Annotated in this window: 19 protein-coding genes; 8 read left to right on the plus strand and 11 right to left on the minus strand. The window is 71.7% G+C overall.

Annotation, left to right across the window (positions count from 1 at the left end; all coding sequences use genetic code 11):
- The first annotated feature begins 157 nt into the window (after nucleotides 1–157).
- Nucleotides 158–1,252 (plus strand): adenosine deaminase, encoded by a 1,095-nt coding sequence (locus JT362_RS23980; RefSeq protein WP_260194140.1) that lies wholly within the window; start codon nucleotides 158–160, stop codon nucleotides 1,250–1,252.
- A 44-nt stretch (nucleotides 1,253–1,296) separates the two neighbouring features.
- Here JT362_RS23980 and JT362_RS23985 read toward each other — a convergent pair whose 3' ends face one another.
- The 9 genes from JT362_RS23985 to deoC all read right to left on the minus strand — a co-directional run bounded on the left by JT362_RS23985 (nucleotide 1,297) and on the right by deoC (nucleotide 9,832).
- Nucleotides 1,297–2,583 carry a SatS C-terminal domain-containing protein gene (locus JT362_RS23985; RefSeq protein WP_260193938.1) on the minus strand — a complete coding sequence of 429 codons (1,287 nt, stop codon included), beginning with the start codon at nucleotides 2,581–2,583 and terminating at the stop codon, nucleotides 1,297–1,299.
- Between the two features lie 79 nt (nucleotides 2,584–2,662).
- The gene (locus JT362_RS23990) at nucleotides 2,663–3,190 is read right to left on the minus strand and encodes a YbaB/EbfC family nucleoid-associated protein (RefSeq protein ID WP_260193939.1); all 528 of its coding nucleotides are present in this window, start codon (nucleotides 3,188–3,190) and stop codon (nucleotides 2,663–2,665) included.
- Nucleotides 3,187–3,618 carry a YbaB/EbfC family nucleoid-associated protein gene (locus tag JT362_RS23995; protein ID WP_260193940.1) on the minus strand — a complete coding sequence of 144 codons (432 nt, stop codon included), beginning with the start codon at nucleotides 3,616–3,618 and terminating at the stop codon, nucleotides 3,187–3,189. Before JT362_RS23995 ends, JT362_RS23990 begins: the two co-directional genes overlap by 4 nt.
- A gap of 76 nt (nucleotides 3,619–3,694) precedes the next feature.
- The gene (locus tag JT362_RS35460; RefSeq protein ID WP_311202745.1) at nucleotides 3,695–4,804 is read right to left on the minus strand and encodes a C40 family peptidase; all 1,110 of its coding nucleotides are present in this window, start codon (nucleotides 4,802–4,804) and stop codon (nucleotides 3,695–3,697) included.
- Nucleotides 4,801–5,148, minus strand: a complete 348-nt coding sequence (locus JT362_RS24005; RefSeq protein WP_260193942.1) for a hypothetical protein — start codon at nucleotides 5,146–5,148, stop codon at nucleotides 4,801–4,803. Before JT362_RS24005 ends, JT362_RS35460 begins: the two co-directional genes overlap by 4 nt.
- A 122-nt stretch (nucleotides 5,149–5,270) precedes the next feature.
- The gene (locus JT362_RS24010; RefSeq protein WP_260193943.1) at nucleotides 5,271–6,575 is read right to left on the minus strand and encodes a nucleotide disphospho-sugar-binding domain-containing protein; all 1,305 of its coding nucleotides are present in this window, start codon (nucleotides 6,573–6,575) and stop codon (nucleotides 5,271–5,273) included.
- Nucleotides 6,575–7,441: an aldehyde dehydrogenase family protein gene (locus JT362_RS24015; protein ID WP_260193944.1), complete on the minus strand. Its 867-nt coding sequence runs from the start codon at nucleotides 7,439–7,441 to the stop codon at nucleotides 6,575–6,577. The genes JT362_RS24010 and JT362_RS24015 overlap by 1 nt, the downstream gene beginning before the upstream one ends.
- Nucleotides 7,434–8,867 carry an aldehyde dehydrogenase family protein gene (locus tag JT362_RS24020; RefSeq protein ID WP_260194142.1) on the minus strand — a complete coding sequence of 478 codons (1,434 nt, stop codon included), beginning with the start codon at nucleotides 8,865–8,867 and terminating at the stop codon, nucleotides 7,434–7,436. The genes JT362_RS24015 and JT362_RS24020 overlap by 8 nt, the downstream gene beginning before the upstream one ends.
- A complete protein-coding gene (gene deoC, locus JT362_RS24025; protein ID WP_260193945.1) occupies nucleotides 8,864–9,832 on the minus strand; it encodes a deoxyribose-phosphate aldolase in 969 nt (322 codons plus the stop codon). The genes JT362_RS24020 and deoC overlap by 4 nt, the downstream gene beginning before the upstream one ends.
- A 94-nt stretch (nucleotides 9,833–9,926) precedes the next feature.
- Between deoC and JT362_RS24030 the strand changes: the two genes are divergently transcribed.
- Nucleotides 9,927–10,241 (plus strand): hypothetical protein, encoded by a 315-nt coding sequence (locus tag JT362_RS24030; protein ID WP_260193946.1) that lies wholly within the window; start codon nucleotides 9,927–9,929, stop codon nucleotides 10,239–10,241.
- Nucleotide 10,242: 1 nt separating this feature from the next.
- On the opposite strand, the gene JT362_RS24035 is transcribed toward JT362_RS24030, so the two are convergent.
- Nucleotides 10,243–10,890 carry a DUF1707 SHOCT-like domain-containing protein gene (locus JT362_RS24035; protein WP_260193947.1) on the minus strand — a complete coding sequence of 216 codons (648 nt, stop codon included), beginning with the start codon at nucleotides 10,888–10,890 and terminating at the stop codon, nucleotides 10,243–10,245.
- A gap of 91 nt (nucleotides 10,891–10,981) precedes the next feature.
- On the opposite strand from JT362_RS24035, the gene JT362_RS24040 reads away from it, so the two are divergent.
- The 6 genes from JT362_RS24040 (at nucleotide 10,982) to JT362_RS24065 (ending at nucleotide 13,562) form a co-directional block, all read left to right on the plus strand.
- Entirely contained in the window at nucleotides 10,982–11,245 is a 264-nt protein-coding gene (locus tag JT362_RS24040) for a hypothetical protein (protein WP_260193948.1), read from the plus strand.
- The gene (locus tag JT362_RS24045; RefSeq protein ID WP_260193949.1) at nucleotides 11,242–11,628 is read left to right on the plus strand and encodes a PIN domain-containing protein; all 387 of its coding nucleotides are present in this window, start codon (nucleotides 11,242–11,244) and stop codon (nucleotides 11,626–11,628) included. Before JT362_RS24040 ends, JT362_RS24045 begins: the two co-directional genes overlap by 4 nt.
- 194 nt (nucleotides 11,629–11,822) lie before the next feature.
- Nucleotides 11,823–12,446 carry a uracil phosphoribosyltransferase gene (upp, locus tag JT362_RS24050; RefSeq protein WP_260193950.1) on the plus strand — a complete coding sequence of 208 codons (624 nt, stop codon included), beginning with the start codon at nucleotides 11,823–11,825 and terminating at the stop codon, nucleotides 12,444–12,446.
- A 40-nt stretch (nucleotides 12,447–12,486) separates the two neighbouring features.
- Nucleotides 12,487–12,693, plus strand: coding sequence for a ribbon-helix-helix protein, CopG family (locus JT362_RS24055; RefSeq protein WP_260193951.1), 207 nt, complete (start codon nucleotides 12,487–12,489; stop codon nucleotides 12,691–12,693).
- Nucleotides 12,694–12,724: 31 nt separating this feature from the next.
- A complete protein-coding gene (locus JT362_RS24060; protein WP_260193952.1) occupies nucleotides 12,725–13,114 on the plus strand; it encodes a type II toxin-antitoxin system death-on-curing family toxin in 390 nt (129 codons plus the stop codon).
- Between the two features lie 43 nt (nucleotides 13,115–13,157).
- Nucleotides 13,158–13,562 carry a MerR family transcriptional regulator gene (locus JT362_RS24065; RefSeq protein WP_260193953.1) on the plus strand — a complete coding sequence of 135 codons (405 nt, stop codon included), beginning with the start codon at nucleotides 13,158–13,160 and terminating at the stop codon, nucleotides 13,560–13,562.
- Nucleotides 13,563–13,739: 177 nt separating this feature from the next.
- Here JT362_RS24065 and JT362_RS24070 read toward each other — a convergent pair whose 3' ends face one another.
- Complete coding sequence (locus tag JT362_RS24070) at nucleotides 13,740–13,880, minus strand: hypothetical protein (RefSeq protein WP_260193954.1); 141 nt, start codon at nucleotides 13,878–13,880, stop codon at nucleotides 13,740–13,742.
- Nucleotides 13,881–14,008: the final 128 nt, after the last annotated feature.

Genomic DNA, 14,008 nt, shown 5'->3' on the forward strand with positions numbered 1-14,008 from the left:
TACACCACCCGTTAGTTCGTTGCAGGCCCGATGACGATCTTTTGGGCCGATAGGAGGAATGTCGTAGCGCGAACGTCGCGCCGGAGGATGACCTTACGTGGCGCCCTGCTTACCCGATCGGATGACACCCCTCGTTGAGTACCGTTGCACCATGTCCATGCCGAACCCCGTTCCGGTGACCCCGGAGGCTGTCCGCGCCGCTCCCAAAGTTCTACTCCATGATCACCTGGACGGCGGTCTCCGCCCCGCCACCGTGATCGAGCTGGCGGACGCCGCCGGCTACCCCGACCTACCCACCGACGACACCGCGGCGCTCGGCGCGTGGTTCCGGGACGCCGCCGACTCGGGTTCGCTCGTCCGCTACCTGGAGACGTTCGCGCACACCTGCGGCGTCATGCAGACCAGGGACGCGCTCGTGCGGGTGGCCGCCGAGTGCGCGGAGGACCTGGCCGACGACGGCGTGGTCTACGCGGAGGTCCGCTACGCGCCCGAGCTGTTCAGCGAGCGCGGGCTGCACCTCGACGAGATCGTCGAGGCCGTGCAGGAGGGCTTCCGCCAGGGCGAGCGGCGCGCGCTCGAACGCGGCCGCCGCATCAGGATCGGCACGCTGCTGTGCGCGATGCGCCAGAACGCCCGGTCGCTGGAGATCGCCGAGCTCGCGGTGCGGCACCGGGACACCGGGGTGGTCGGCTTCGACATCGCCGGCCCGGAGGCGGGTTTCCCGCCCACCCGGAACCTGGACGCGTTCGAGTACCTGCGCCAGCAGAACCACCACTTCACCATCCACGCCGGCGAGGCGTTCGGGCTGCCGTCGATCTGGGAGGCCATCCAGCACTGCGGCGCCGAGCGGCTCGGCCACGGCGTGCGGATCGTCGACGACATCAAGGTCGACGAGGACGGCACCATCCACCTGGGGCGCCTGGCGAGCTACGTCCGCGACCGCCGCATCCCGCTGGAGATGTGCCCGTCGTCGAACGTGCAGACCGGCGCCGCGCCGTCGATCGCCGAGCACCCGATCGGGCTGCTGACCAAGCTGCGCTTCCGCGTCACGGTCAACACCGACAACCGCCTGATGTCGAACTGCCTGCCGTCGACCGAGATGTCGGCGCTGGTGGACGCGTTCGGCTACGGCTGGGCGGACCTGCGGTGGTTCACCATCAACGCGATGAAGTCGGCGTTCATCGGCTTCGACGAACGCCTGGCGATCATCAACGAGATCATCAAGCCGGGCTACGCGGCGCTGACCGGCTGAGCGAGCGGCGGGCAGGTCGGCGCCTGCCCGCCCTCACGGCTTGCTCACGACGGCAGCGACAGCCGGTTCTCGAACGACTCGACCAGGCGCTGCCAGGCGGTCTGCTCCTTGTCGAACGGCGCGCTGGGTCGCATCCGCGTCGGGTCGGGCCGCAGCACGAACGACACCAGCCAGCCCAGGCTCTCCGACTGCGCCAGCGCCTCGGTGACGCGCTTGTCGTCGGCCCAGTCCGCGGCGTCGGTGAGCAGTTCCACCGCCAGGTCCAGCTGGACCGGGTCGACGGCGTCCGGGCCCTCGCCGAGGTCGTCGGCCAACCCGTTGAGCACGTAGGTGTTGTCGGTCTCCACCTCGATGTCGAGGCTGCCGTCGGTGGCCTTGGTGGCGACCTCGTCCCACGTCGACACCTCGGCGAGGTCGTTGTCCCCGGCGGGCACCGTGGCGAGGTACTTCGCCAGCGCCCTGGCCGACTTGGTCACCGTGATCTTCCCGTCACTGCCCAGGAAGATCGGCTCGTCGTCGAGGTAGCAGCGCAGTGTGTAGTACTCCGCCTCGGCGGTGATGATCTTGATCGGGTCGATCCCCACCTCGGCCCAGAACCCGACCGGCTCCTCCTCTTCCTCCGCCGCGGTGTCCTCTTCGGACTCCTCGGTGTCGGAGGTCTCGGCGGTGTCGGAGTCGATGTCCTCCGCGTCCTCGGTGGCCAGGGCGTCCTCGGCCTCCTCGGACTCCGCCTGGTAGGCCGCGAGCTCGTCGGTGGTCTCGTCGAGGGTCGCCTTGTCGACCTCGGGCACGTACACCACCTCGTCGATGGCGTCGAGCACCTCGTCCCAGCGCTGGGAGATGGTCTCCGCGAGGTCGGTCCACAGCTTCTCGCCCTCGCGCCCGCTGAACGGGAACGTGCCCTGTTCGAGCACGGCGAACCCGGCCGCGGAGTTCAGCACCTCGTGCACCTCGTCGAGCTCGCACACGTCCGCGAGCGACCGCACGATCGAGATGATGTCGGCCAGCTCGCCGATCGTCCACGTGTCCGGCTCCTCGGCGGCCAGCTCCGGCACGCCGACGAGGTCGTAGCTGTGCTCGTCGTCGGGCAGCAGCTCGGGCACCGACAGCTCGGGCACCACGTCCCACGCCGGGTGGTCGGCGAGGTCGTGCTCGGCGGTCGTCCGGACGAACGCGGCGAGGTGCGCGGCGTCGGGGAAGGCGTAGAGGTCGTCCTCGTGGCCGAGGAAGGCCTCCCATTCCTCACCGTCTTCTCGCCAGCGCGGCGCCCACAGCGTGACGAGGTCGCCCTGGGGCAGGCCGAGCTCGATGGAGACGATGTCCTGAGACATTGCTGGACCTCCTGGTCACGCAATTCCAACGGCACACAGAACGCGTCGGCACTCTACGTGGTGCGGACATCGTGGTGGATCACCGGTCGGAGCGTAGCGACGATGGGTCGAAGGACGCGAGTTCGTTATCCGGGTCGTGACCCGTGTCCGAGGTGTCTTCACCGGCTGTTTCCCGCGCACCGCGGCGCAGCCGCTCGTCGCGGCGGGCCTGGAACTCCTCGGCGGTGATCCCGCCGTCACCGCCGGCGCGACGGGCGGGGGCGGCCCGGCCGGAGAGCTGTTCGAGGGCCTCGGTGAGGTTGTCGCCGAGCAGCAGCGCGACCTTGTTGTAGCCGGACTGGGTGGCGTCGTCCATCGCGACCCGGGCGACGTTGACGATCAGCCGGCCCAGCCCGTCGGCGCCGTAGCGGGCGGCCTCCGGGGCGAGCCGCAGGCTCAGCAGCTTGCCCCGGCCGTCGACGGTGACCTCGACGGTGCCGTTCCGGTCGTGCGCGGTGCCGGTCACCGAACCGAGGATCGTGTCCACTTGGGACAACGCCTCCTGGCGGGCGCGGCCGTCGGCGATCATCTGCTTCGTGCTGCGGTCGAGCGGCTGACGGTCGATCACGGCCGGCGTCCTCTGCCATGGCCGCGCTCGGCGGTGTGCTTGAGCGGGTCTTCGAACGCGGCGTCCGGGTCGGCGTCGGCCTCCTCGTCGTCGACCGGGACGTAGCCGAGCGACTCGAGGTGCTGCTCACCGACGACGGGCGCGAGCGCCTTGTGCATGTTGCCGCCGGCGAGCCGGGTGGCCCGCTCGGCGACCGAGGTGATCCGCCGGGCCAGGGTCTCCATGTCGACCTGGAGCGCCGCGTCGCTCAACCGCAGGTCGGTGATCAGCCCGCCGGGCGCGACCTCGACGCTGATCGCCCCGTCCGGCGACGTTGCCCGCCCGCTGATCGGTCCGGTGCGCGCGACCTCGGCCGCCGCGTGCGCCCCGGCCTCCCGCACCCGCCGGTCCACCACCGCGAGTTCGTGGTCGATGTCGATGTCCGCCACGTTCCCCTCCCCGGTTCGTCACGCTCAGTGTGCCCGATTCGGGCGGCCTTCGCGCCCGAAACGTGGCCGGGGAGCGTCATCCGGTCGGGCGGTAGAAGCCGACGAACGGCATGCCGGCGTTGGTCGTTCGCAGGGGGCCGACCTGGACCGGGTCGCCGGCCTCGACGATCTGGCCGTTGCCGATGTACATGGCGACGTGGCCCTCCCAGCAGACCAGGTCGCCGGGCAGCAGCTGGTCGGCGGACGGGACCTCGGCGCCGATGTCCTGCTCGCGGGAGGTGCGCGGGATCTCCAGGCCGCCCTCGCCGTACGCGTACTGGGTGAGGCCGCTGCAGTCCAGGCCGACGCCAGGGGACGTGCCGCCCCACACGTACGGCACGCCGAGCTGGCCGAGCGCGGCGCGCACGGCCTTCGCGGCGGTCTCGTTCGGGGCCATCACGGTGCTGCCGTCGGGAAGGTTGACCGCGACGCCGGTGCCGGGCTGCGGCGGGATCGCGACCGGGAGGCGCTTCTTGGTGACCACGCCGCCACCGCCGCCGCTGTAGTCGCCGCCCCCACCGCCGCCCCCGCCACCGCCTCCGCCGCCGGTGTTGTAGGCGGCCGGCGGGTTGCCGCCGCCGGGTGCGCCGGACGGTGACGTGCTGCCGCCGTCGGCGTTGTCGAGGCGGGTGACGACCCCGGTGAGCTGGTTCATCACGGCTTCGAGGTTCGTGCTCGACTCGCCGGATACCTGGGCGCCGAGCCGGATCAGCTGGGAGATCTTGGCCTGGGCGCCGGCGTGGTCGCCGGCCTGGCGGAGCGCGGCCGCCGCGGACAGCAGCTGGGCGGCGCGGTCCATGAAGTCGTCGATGAGCTGCTGGTTGGCGGTCTGGCCGACCTTGAGGATGCCGGCCGCCTCGCGCACCGCGGTCTGCACCTCGGCGCTGTAGGTGCTGATGTCGCGCGCTGCGGCCGCCATCGATGCGGCGTCGCCGGCCTGCCGGTTGGCCGAGCCGCCGGTCCAGCCCTCCTGCAGCGCGCGGTTCCTGGCGCCGGCGTCGGTGTCGTAGGTGTGCAGGGCGGTCTGGACGTTGCCGTGCGCGGCGTCCACGCCGTCGATCGCCCCGTCGTCGGTGGCGAGCTGCCGCTGCGCGTCGGCCGCGGGGGACACCAGCGTCCGCACCACCGGCTCGGTCTGGAGGGTCATGCCTGCTCGCCCTCCGCTCTGCGGATGGCGCGGATGTGGTCGTCCTCGGTGGAGGCGTAGTTGGTCCAGGTGTTGGCCACGGCGTCGGCCATCGAGTCGGTGTTCGTGGCCAGGCCGTTCATGCGGTCGACCTGCCGCTGGGTGATGCCGCGGAGGGCGGCGGTGAGCCCGACCTCGTTGCCCACCCGGGAGAAGGCGTCGCCGTCCATGGTGGTGTGGCCGGCCAGGCCGTCGGTGCGCAGCTCGTCGGCCAGCGGCCGGTAGCCGGTGGTGAACGCCTGGAACGCGCTCTCGTCGGCGTCGTAACCGGGCGGCGGTGGCGGCACCGGGTCCTCGTGAGTCATCTGTTCCCCCCTTCACCGGCTCTGACGCGCGCCGGTGACCAGTGGCTCCCGTTGTTTTCCTCCAGGCTAGTACGGCACCGGCGGTACCGGGGAGCACGAACGGCGACCGCCCCGGTGCCGGGTCACCCGGACTCGAGCTCGTCGATCAGGGGACTGTGCTCGACCTCCGTGCGGATGCGGTGACCGAGCCGGCCGGCGGCGTCGGCGTAGGCGGGGGTGTCGAGGACCTTCCGCACCGCGCGGGCGATCGTCCCCGGCGACGCGGTGCGGCGCACGACCACGCCGGCACCCCGGGCGGCCACCCGCACGGCGTTGCCGGGCTGGTCGCGGCCGTGCGGGAGCACCACCATCGGGCGGCCGGCGACGAGTGCCTTCATCACCGTGCCGTGCCCGCCGTGGGTGATGACGAGGTCGGCGCGGTCGATCACCTCGCCGTGCGGCGCCGAGCGCACGATCTCGACGTGACCACCGCCCCGCAGCTCGTGTGGGTCGAGACCCGGCCCGGTGGTGACGAGTCCGCGCACCCGCAGGCGCGCCAGCGCGTCGACGACGTTCTGCACACAGCGCTGTTGCCCCTGGTAGGTCGACGAGAGGGCCACGAGGACCAGCGGCCCGTCGCCGTCGGGCACCCGCCACTCCGCGGCGCGCGCCCACACCGGGTCGTCGAGCACCGGGCCCACGTAGCGCACGGCGGACGGCGGGTGCGCCGGGAAGTCGAAGCTCGCGCTCGTGAGCAGGAGCTGCCGGCGGGCCCGGTGCACCTGGTCCCAGAGCACCCGGAGCGGAGGAGTTCCGAGTTCCGTCCGCACCTCGTTCAGGCGGGGAAGGGCGTAACGGCCGAGCATGCGGGTGCTCGCGTCACCGGCGACGCGGGCCCGCGCCCGCCCGAGTCCGGTGCGGGCCGGTTTCCAGCCCGTGCCCATCGGCGGCAGACCGGTGACCGGGATCGGGTAGATGTTGGGAACCAGCACGTGGAAGGGCAGGTCCGCCGCCTCCGCCGCCGCCATCGCGCCGAACGCGACGAAGGACGTGACGACGACGTCGGGGCGCTCCGGCCCGATCACGGCGAGGAGCCGCCGGGCGTGCCCCCGCGCCGGCCCCGCGATCATGTGGTCGGCCATTCCACGCGCCAGCTTCCACGGACTGCGCGTCTCCCAGTCACGGTAGGCCGCGTGGCCGGGCACGTCGCCGTGGGGCGCCGGCTCCGGCCGCCAGGGGACGAACTCCGCACCGACGGCTCGGACCGCCTTCTCCATCGACGTCTCGGCGAGCACGCGGACACGGTGCCCCCGGTCGGCGAGCCGCCGCACCACGCCGACCTCCGGCGGGACGGTGCCGCCGCCGTCCGTGAGCGCGAACAGGTAGTGGCGCGGTTCGGGCGGACGCCCCGGGCGAGCCGCCTCGCGACGGTCGGATCCGGCTGGCATCAGGTGCCCTTCGGGTGCCACACCGTCTTGGTCTCCAGGAACGCGCGGAGCCGGGAGATGTCCGGGGGCGCGGTCCAGTCCGGTTCGGTGGGGCGGGCGCGCAGTACGCGCTTGACCGTGCCGGCCGCGGAGCGTTCCAACTCGGCGCTCATCGACTCCGGGGCGCCGGTGAGGTCGAGGGCGTTCACGTCGGCGTGCGAGGCGAGCCACGGGGCCAGTTCGGCGGTGCGGCCGGTGAGGATGTTGACCACGCCGCCCGGTACGTCCGAGGTCGCCAGCACCTCGGACAGGGTGATCGCCGGCAGCGGGCGGTCCTGGCTCGCCACCACGACCACGGTGTTGCCGGTCGCGATCGCCGGCGCCAGCACGCTCACCAGGCCGAGCAGGGACGACGCCTGGGGCGCCAGCACGCCGACCACGCCCGTCGGCTCGGGTACGGAGAACGAGAAGTACGGGCCGGCGACCGGGTTCGCGGCACCGAGCACGGTGGCGATCTTGTCGGTCCAGCCCGCGTACCAGACCCAGCGGTCGATCGCGGCGTCCACGCCGGCCTGCGCGCGCTTGCCGTTCGCGCCCTCGCCGGCGGAGGTCTCGGCCACGAACTGCTCCCGGCGGCCCTCCAACAGCTCCGCGACCCGGTACAGCACCTGGCCCCGGTTGTAGGCGGTGGCGCCGGACCAGCCGCCGAACGCCTTGCGCGCGGCCACCACCGCTTCGCGCACGTCCTTGCGGGACGCCTGCGCGGCGTTGGCGAGGAAGCCGCCCTTCGCGTCGCGTACGGGGTAGGAGCGGCCGGACTCGGACCGGGGGAACTTGCCGCCGACGTACAGCTTGTAGGTCTTGGCGACGGTCAGACGCTCAGACATCGAGGTAGGCCTCCAGTCCAGCGCGGCCACCCTCCCGGCCGAAGCCGGACTCCTGGTAGCCGCCGAAGGGTGCGGTCGGGTCGAACCGGTTGAACGTGTTGGCCCACACCACGCCGGCGCGCAGCCGGTCGGCCATCCACAGGATCCGGGAGCCCTTGTCGGTCCAGATCCCGGCGGACAGGCCGTACGGGGTGTTGTTGGCCTTCGCGACGGCCTCGTCGGGGGTGCGGAACGTGAGCACCGACAGCACCGGGCCGAAGATCTCCTCGCGGGCGATCCGCATGGCCTGGCTGACCCCGGCGAACACCGTCGGTGCGAAGAAGAAGCCCTTCTCCGGCAAGGGGCACGGGCTCGTCCACCGCTGGGCGCCCTCGGCCTCGCCGGACTCGACCAACGACGTGATCTTGTCGAGCTGCTCGCGGGAGTTGATGGCGCCGACGTCGGTGTTCTTGTCCAGCGGATCGCCGACGCGCAGGGTGGACACCCGCGCGTGCAGCTTCGCCAGCAGCTCGTCGGCCACCGACTCCTGCACCAGCAGCCGCGAACCGGCGCAGCACACGTGGCCCTGGTTGAAGAAGATGCCGTTGACGATGCCCTCGACGGCCTGGTCGAGCGGGGCGTCGTCGAACACCACGTTGGCCGCCTTGCCGCCCAGTTCCAGGGTCAGCTTCTTGCCGGTGCCGGCGACCGTGCGCTGGATGATCTTGCCGACGTCGGTGGAGCCGGTGAACGCGACCTTGTCGACACCGGCGTGGCCGACCAGCTCGGCGCCGACGTCGCCCGCGCCGGGCAGGATGTTGACCACGCCGGGCGGCAGGTCGGCCTGCTGCACGATCTCGGCCAGCACCAGCGCGGTCAGCGGGGTGGTCTCGGCCGGCTTGAGCACCACGGTGTTGCCGCAGGCCAGCGCGGGCGCGATCTTCCACGCGGCCATCAGCAGCGGGAAGTTCCACGGGATGACCTGGCCGGCGACGCCGAGCGGCCGCGGGTCGGGGCCGAGGCCCGCGTAGCCGAGCTTGTCGGCCCAGCCGGCGTGGTAGAAGAAGTGCGCCGACGCGGTCGGGACGTCGACGTCGCGCGACTCCCTGATCGGCTTGCCGTTGTCCAGGCTCTCCAGCACGGCCAGCTCGCGGGCCCGCTCGGCGATCATCCGTGCGATCCGGAAGATGTACTTGGCCCGTTCGGCACCCGGCATCCTGCCCCAGACCCGCTCGTGGGCGCGGCGGGCCGCCTTCACCGCTTTGTCCACATCGGACGAATTGGCGGTGGAGACCTCGGCCAGCACCTCCTCGGTGGCCGGGTTGACCGTCTTGAGCGGCTCGCCGCCGCCCTCGACGAACTCGCCGTCGAGGAACATGCGGTAGCTGGGCCGCAGGTTGGCGATGTCCCGCGACTCGGGGGCGGGCGCGTATTCCCACATGGTCAGTCCACCGTTACGTAGTCGGGGCCGCTGTAGTGACCGTCGAGCTGGGCGCGGCGCTGCATCAGCAGGTCGTTGAGCAGGCTGGACGCGCCGAAGCGGAACTTCTCGGGGGTCAGCCACTCCTCGCCGGCGACCTCGTGCACGGCGACCAGGTACCGGATGGCGTCCTTGGTGGTGCGGATGCCGCCGGCCGGCTTGACGCCGACGCGGTCGCCGGTCGCGGTGTGCCAGTCGCGGACGGCCTGCAGCATCACGTGCGTGACCGGCAGGGTGGCGGCCGGGGAGATCTTGCCGGTCGAGGTCTTGATGAAGTCGGCGCCGGCCAGCATGGCGAGCCAGGACGCGCGGCGCACGTTGTCGTAGGTGGCCAGCTCGCCGGTCTCCAGGATCACCTTGAGGTGCGCGTCGCCGCAGGCGTGCTTGACGGTGACGATCTCGTCGAACACCCGGCCGTACCGCCCGGACAGGAACGCGCCGCGGTCGATCACCATGTCGACCTCGGTGGCGCCGGCGGCGACGGCCAGCTCGGTGTCGGCGATCTTGACCGGCACGCTGGAGCGCCCGCTGGGGAACGCGGTGGCGACGCTGGCGACGCCGATGCCGGTGCCGCGCAGGGCCTCGACCGCGGTGGCGACCATGTCCGGGTACACGCAGACGGCCGCCACGGGCGGGACCTCGGCCCGGTCGGGGTCGGGCCGGCGGGCCTTCGCGCACAGCGAGCGGACCTTGCCGTCGGTGTCGGCGCCCTCGAGCGTGGTGAGGTCGACCATGCCGATGGCGGTGTCGATGGCCCACAGCTTGGCGGCCTTCTTGATGCTGCGCGTGGCGAGCCCCGCGGCGCGCTGCTCGACGCCCACCTGGTCGACGCCGGGCAGGCCGTGCAGGAAGCGACGCAGGGAGGTCTCGTCGCGGGTCGCGTCGGAGAGTGCGGGGGGTAACCCGGTGCTCGCCGGTGGAGGTGATGCCATGCGCCCGAGTCTAGGACGCGGGGGTGCTCGTACCGGGCGCTGAACCGGAGTTATCCACAACAGACCGGGTTGTCCACAGCGCGAGTGGAACCTCTTGGGCGTCCGCTCAACCACGTTCGCCGAGGCGTCCTCGGCCGCGCTCCGGCTGTGGATCGATCCGATCGAACGTGCGCTGACCAGGCTGCTGGCCGACTCGCCGGTGGCCGAGGTGATCGACACGGCCGGTCTCGCCCGCGCGGTGAGTGCAGGGTTCGTCGGGCTCGAGTTGTACGAAGGTGTCGACCCGGAGGGCGCGGACGCGGCCCAGGACGCGCTGGACCGGCTGGCCGTGCTGGTCGAGGTGGTGGACGATCTCGGGCCGGTCGCGCGGCGGGCCCTGCGCGGGAAGCTGCGTCGGACCGCGCGCTGACCTACTCCTCGATCTCCTTGGCCCGGTCCTTCTTCCTCTTCTTGCGGCGCTTGATCTCGACCGCGCCCCAGAAGGCGAAGCCGGTGATCCGGACCAGCGGCGCGCCGGGGTGCGGCTGGCCCTGGTCCTGCACGCGGTTGTCGAACGCGCCCATGAAGCCGGTGCCGTTCACCTGGACGGTGATGTCGTCCGGGACGTAGATCTCGACCGCGCCCATGACCGCGAACGCCTGGATCGTGGTCTCGGCGTCCTCGAACCGGGCGTCGGTCAGGTCGATCTCGACCCCGCCCATCATCGCCACCGAGGTGAAGGTGGGCGGGATCGTCCACATCCCTTTGCGTTCGGTGCCGGACATGATCGCGATCGCGTTCGACGACGTGCCCCGGCCGCCTACCCGGTTCACCGGCGCGGGCGCGGCCTGGGGCATCTGCAACGCGGGCGCCTGACGGTTGACCGGCAGGTCGCGGGTCACCGGTTCGAGGTCGCCGAACGTCTTCGCGGCGTAGACCTTGTCGAGACGTTCCTCCAGCTCGGAGACGGTGAGGCGGCCCTCGGCCATCGCGTTGTGCAGGATCTGGGCCACGCGTTCGCGATCATTGTTGGACACCCGCATGTCCCGCGGGTCCGGCACGGCAGGCAGGTCACTCACGCTGTGAGATTAGCGTGACGGAAAAGGCCCAGGTGTCGGCCTCTCGGTTGACGCCGGCGGGAATTGTTAGAAGGTTTGTTAGACTCGGGGTGTGGATGCCGAGCTTCCCGGTGAGGGCCCGACGACGACGGTGTCCGTTTCCCTGCACAGCGGCACGATCGGCGCGGTGCGCGGACGGGCCGGCCGGCGCGGCGTCTCCGCATATGTCGAGGCGGCCGTGCGGCGGCAGATCGAGCGGGACAACCTCGACGAGCTGATCGCCGCGGCGGAGGCCGAGCACGGTCCGCTCACCGAGGCGGAGATCGAGGAGAAGCGGCGGCTCCTGGCGGCACGACGGCGAATGGACGTCGCGTGACCCTCGTGCTCGACTGCGAGGGCTTGGCGAAGGCCGTACTGCGCGACCGCGAGCTGACCGGCTGGCTGGCCGTCGCCCGCGCCGAGGACGAACGGGTGATCACCAGTGCGGCGACGCTTGTCGAGGTGGTCCATCCCAGGATCGACCGCCCGGGGTTCGACTGGGTGATGTCCCGGGTGACCGTGGAGGCCGTCACCCGGGACATCGCGAGGCACGCGGGAACGCTGCTGGAGCGGGCCGGCCTGCACGGTCACAGGCACGCGATCGACGCCATGCTCGCGGCCACGGCGATGTCGCTCCCAGGTCCGACCACGATCCTGACCGCCGACCCGGACGACCTGGCCGCGCTCTGCGGCGGCGCCGTGGCCGTCGTCAAGGTCTGACGGCTCGCACCTACTTGCCGCCATGCTCGATGAACCAAGCAGCTGCTCGCCCGCATCCAGGACGAGGCGATCGCCGCCGCGCGCCAGGATCTCGCGGAGCGGCGAGCCGAGGCGGCCGGTGAGTTGTCGAGGTGCTCGGTCCTGACGTGCCCGTGCGGCTGATCCGGTAGCGGCTCCGGCTACCGTGTCCGGTCATGGACGTGCGTACCGTCGATCATCCGCTGGCCAAGGCTCGGCTGACCGTCATGCGGGACGCCCGCACGGACAACGCCACCTTCCGGGCGGCGCTGCACGAGCTGACCGTCATGCTCGTGTACGAGGCCATGCGGGACGCCGAGGTCCGCACCGAGCGGATCCACACGCCGGTCGCCCGCACCGACGGGTACTGGCTGGCCAATCCGCCACTACTGGTCCCGGTCCTGCGGGCCGGGCTCGGCATGGCCGACCAGGCGCACCGGCTCATTCCGGACGCGCAGATGGGCTTCGTCGGGCTCGCGCGCAACGAGGAGACCCTCGAGCCGACCCCGTACATGGAGTCGCTGCCCGCCTCGCTCGCCGGGCGGCCGGTGTTCGTGCTCGATCCGATGCTCGCCACCGGCGGCTCGATGGAGTACACGATCCGGCTGCTCACCGACCGGGGCGCGACCGACGTGACCGCCGTGTGCGCGCTGGCGGCGCCGGAGGGGATCAAGCACCTGGCCGAAGCCGGACTCCCCGTCCGGCTCGTCACGGCGAGTGTCGACGAGCGGCTCAACGACTCCGGCTTCATCGTGCCCGGCTTGGGTGACGCTGGGGACCGGCAGTACGGCGCCGTCTGAGGCTCGTCCGGGTTGGTATCACGATGGTACCGTGGAGTGCATGGCGATGACTCTGCGGCTCTCGGACGAGGAGAATCTCCACCTCGACGAACTGGCCGCCGCGGAAGGCCGGTCCAAGCAGGAGATCATGCGGCTGGCACTGGCCGACCGCTGGGCCCGGTTGCAGAAGGAACAACAGTTGGCCGAGGTGCTCAGCCGCGTACTGCCGCGGTACCAGGGCTTACTCGAACGCATCGGAACCGCGTAAATCTGTCGGTGCGTAGTGGCATGATCGCCAAGTGATCATGTACCTGGACGCCAGCGACCTGCTCGTGCTGGCCGCTGCCGTCACCGGTGGCGACCTCGTGGTGCGCGACCTCGGCCTGCTCGACGCGGCCGCGCATCGCCCGCGGGCCACCGTGCTCGGCGTGCAGGCCTACGACACGCTGTGGCTCAAGGCCGCCGCGCTGCTCGACTCGATCGTCTGCACCCGCCCGCTCGCCGAGGGCAACTGGCGGCTCGGCTGGGTCGCGGCGGTCGCACTGTGCGACATGAACGGCTGGTGGGTCGACGCCGACGAGGACGAGGCGCTCGACCTGGTCCGCGAGGTCGGCCGGGGCACCGTCGGCGTGCCGGAGATGGCCGCGCGCCTGGAGGCGTGGGCCAAGCCGAAGGAGAGCGATCTCTGAGTCGACTTGACCTGGAGTGCGCTCCAGCTTCTACCGTCGAAACGTGACCTACGCGATCGCCGAGGCGGCCCACCGCAGCGGGCTGTCGATCGACACCCTCCGCTACTACGAACGCATCAAGCTGATCGACCCACCCGCCCGCGACTCCGGCGGCCGGCGCGCCTACTCCGACGAGGACCTCGCCTGGCTGGGGTTCCTGACCAAACTCCGCACCACCGGCATGCCGATCCGGATGATGCGCGAGTACGCCAAGCTGCGCCACCAGGGCATGGCCAGTGCCGGGCGCCGCAAGCAGATCCTCGTCGAGCAGCGTGCCGAGGTGCTCGACCGGATCGCCGAGCTGAACGCCTGCCTGGACGTGCTGAACCACAAGATCGCCAACTACGAGCAGTGCGAGCGCGACCTCAGCGCCAAGGTTCCCGACCTGCTGGCGGAGCGGACGGCGTGACGATGCCATGACGGCGGCCACCCGCATGCGCATCGGCCATGAGGAACCGGTGTGTGGTGGCCGCGGTGGTCGCGGCCGTGGTGCTGTCGTCCGCGTGCGGAACCGAGGTGACGGGCCGGGCGTCGTCTTCCCGGCCGGGTCGACGGCCAACGACACGCGGTCGGCGCTGGCGATGCACTACCAGCGCGTGCTCAGCCAGTTCGACGGCCGGAACCCACGGATCGACCTCGGCGACCAGACCGGCACGCCGGACACGATCATGCGCCAGGGCGCGCGGACCACCGCGGAGCCGGCGGGCCCGTGCCCCCCGGAGGTCACCGCCGTCTACCTCGTCGCGATCAAGTACCCCGGCGACAACGGGTGCTACATCCTCGAGGTCCGGGCGTCCCAGAACGTACCGAACGCCGTCCCGGAGGAGCACCTGGCGAAGATCATCGGTAGCTTCG

The organism is Actinophytocola gossypii (assembly GCF_025165815.1).
Taxonomy (GTDB): domain Bacteria; phylum Actinomycetota; class Actinomycetes; order Mycobacteriales; family Pseudonocardiaceae; genus Actinophytocola; species Actinophytocola gossypii.

Coding starts and splice junctions, on each gene's coding strand:
- JT362_RS23980 (WP_260194140.1), top strand. CDS start 158: ATGCCGAACCCCGTTCCGGTGACCCCGGAGGCTGTCCGCGCCGCTCCC.
- JT362_RS23985 (WP_260193938.1), bottom strand. CDS start 2,583: ATGTCTCAGGACATCGTCTCCATCGAGCTCGGCCTGCCCCAGGGCGAC.
- JT362_RS35460 (WP_311202745.1), bottom strand. CDS start 4,804: ATGACCCTCCAGACCGAGCCGGTGGTGCGGACGCTGGTGTCCCCCGCG.
- JT362_RS24005 (WP_260193942.1), bottom strand. CDS start 5,148: ATGACTCACGAGGACCCGGTGCCGCCACCGCCGCCCGGTTACGACGCC.
- JT362_RS24010 (WP_260193943.1), bottom strand. CDS start 6,575: ATGCCAGCCGGATCCGACCGTCGCGAGGCGGCTCGCCCGGGGCGTCCG.
- JT362_RS24015 (WP_260193944.1), bottom strand. CDS start 7,441: ATGTCTGAGCGTCTGACCGTCGCCAAGACCTACAAGCTGTACGTCGGC.
- deoC (WP_260193945.1), bottom strand. CDS start 9,832: ATGGCATCACCTCCACCGGCGAGCACCGGGTTACCCCCCGCACTCTCC.
- upp (WP_260193950.1), top strand. CDS start 11,823: ATGGACGTGCGTACCGTCGATCATCCGCTGGCCAAGGCTCGGCTGACC.
- JT362_RS24055 (WP_260193951.1), top strand. CDS start 12,487: ATGGCGATGACTCTGCGGCTCTCGGACGAGGAGAATCTCCACCTCGAC.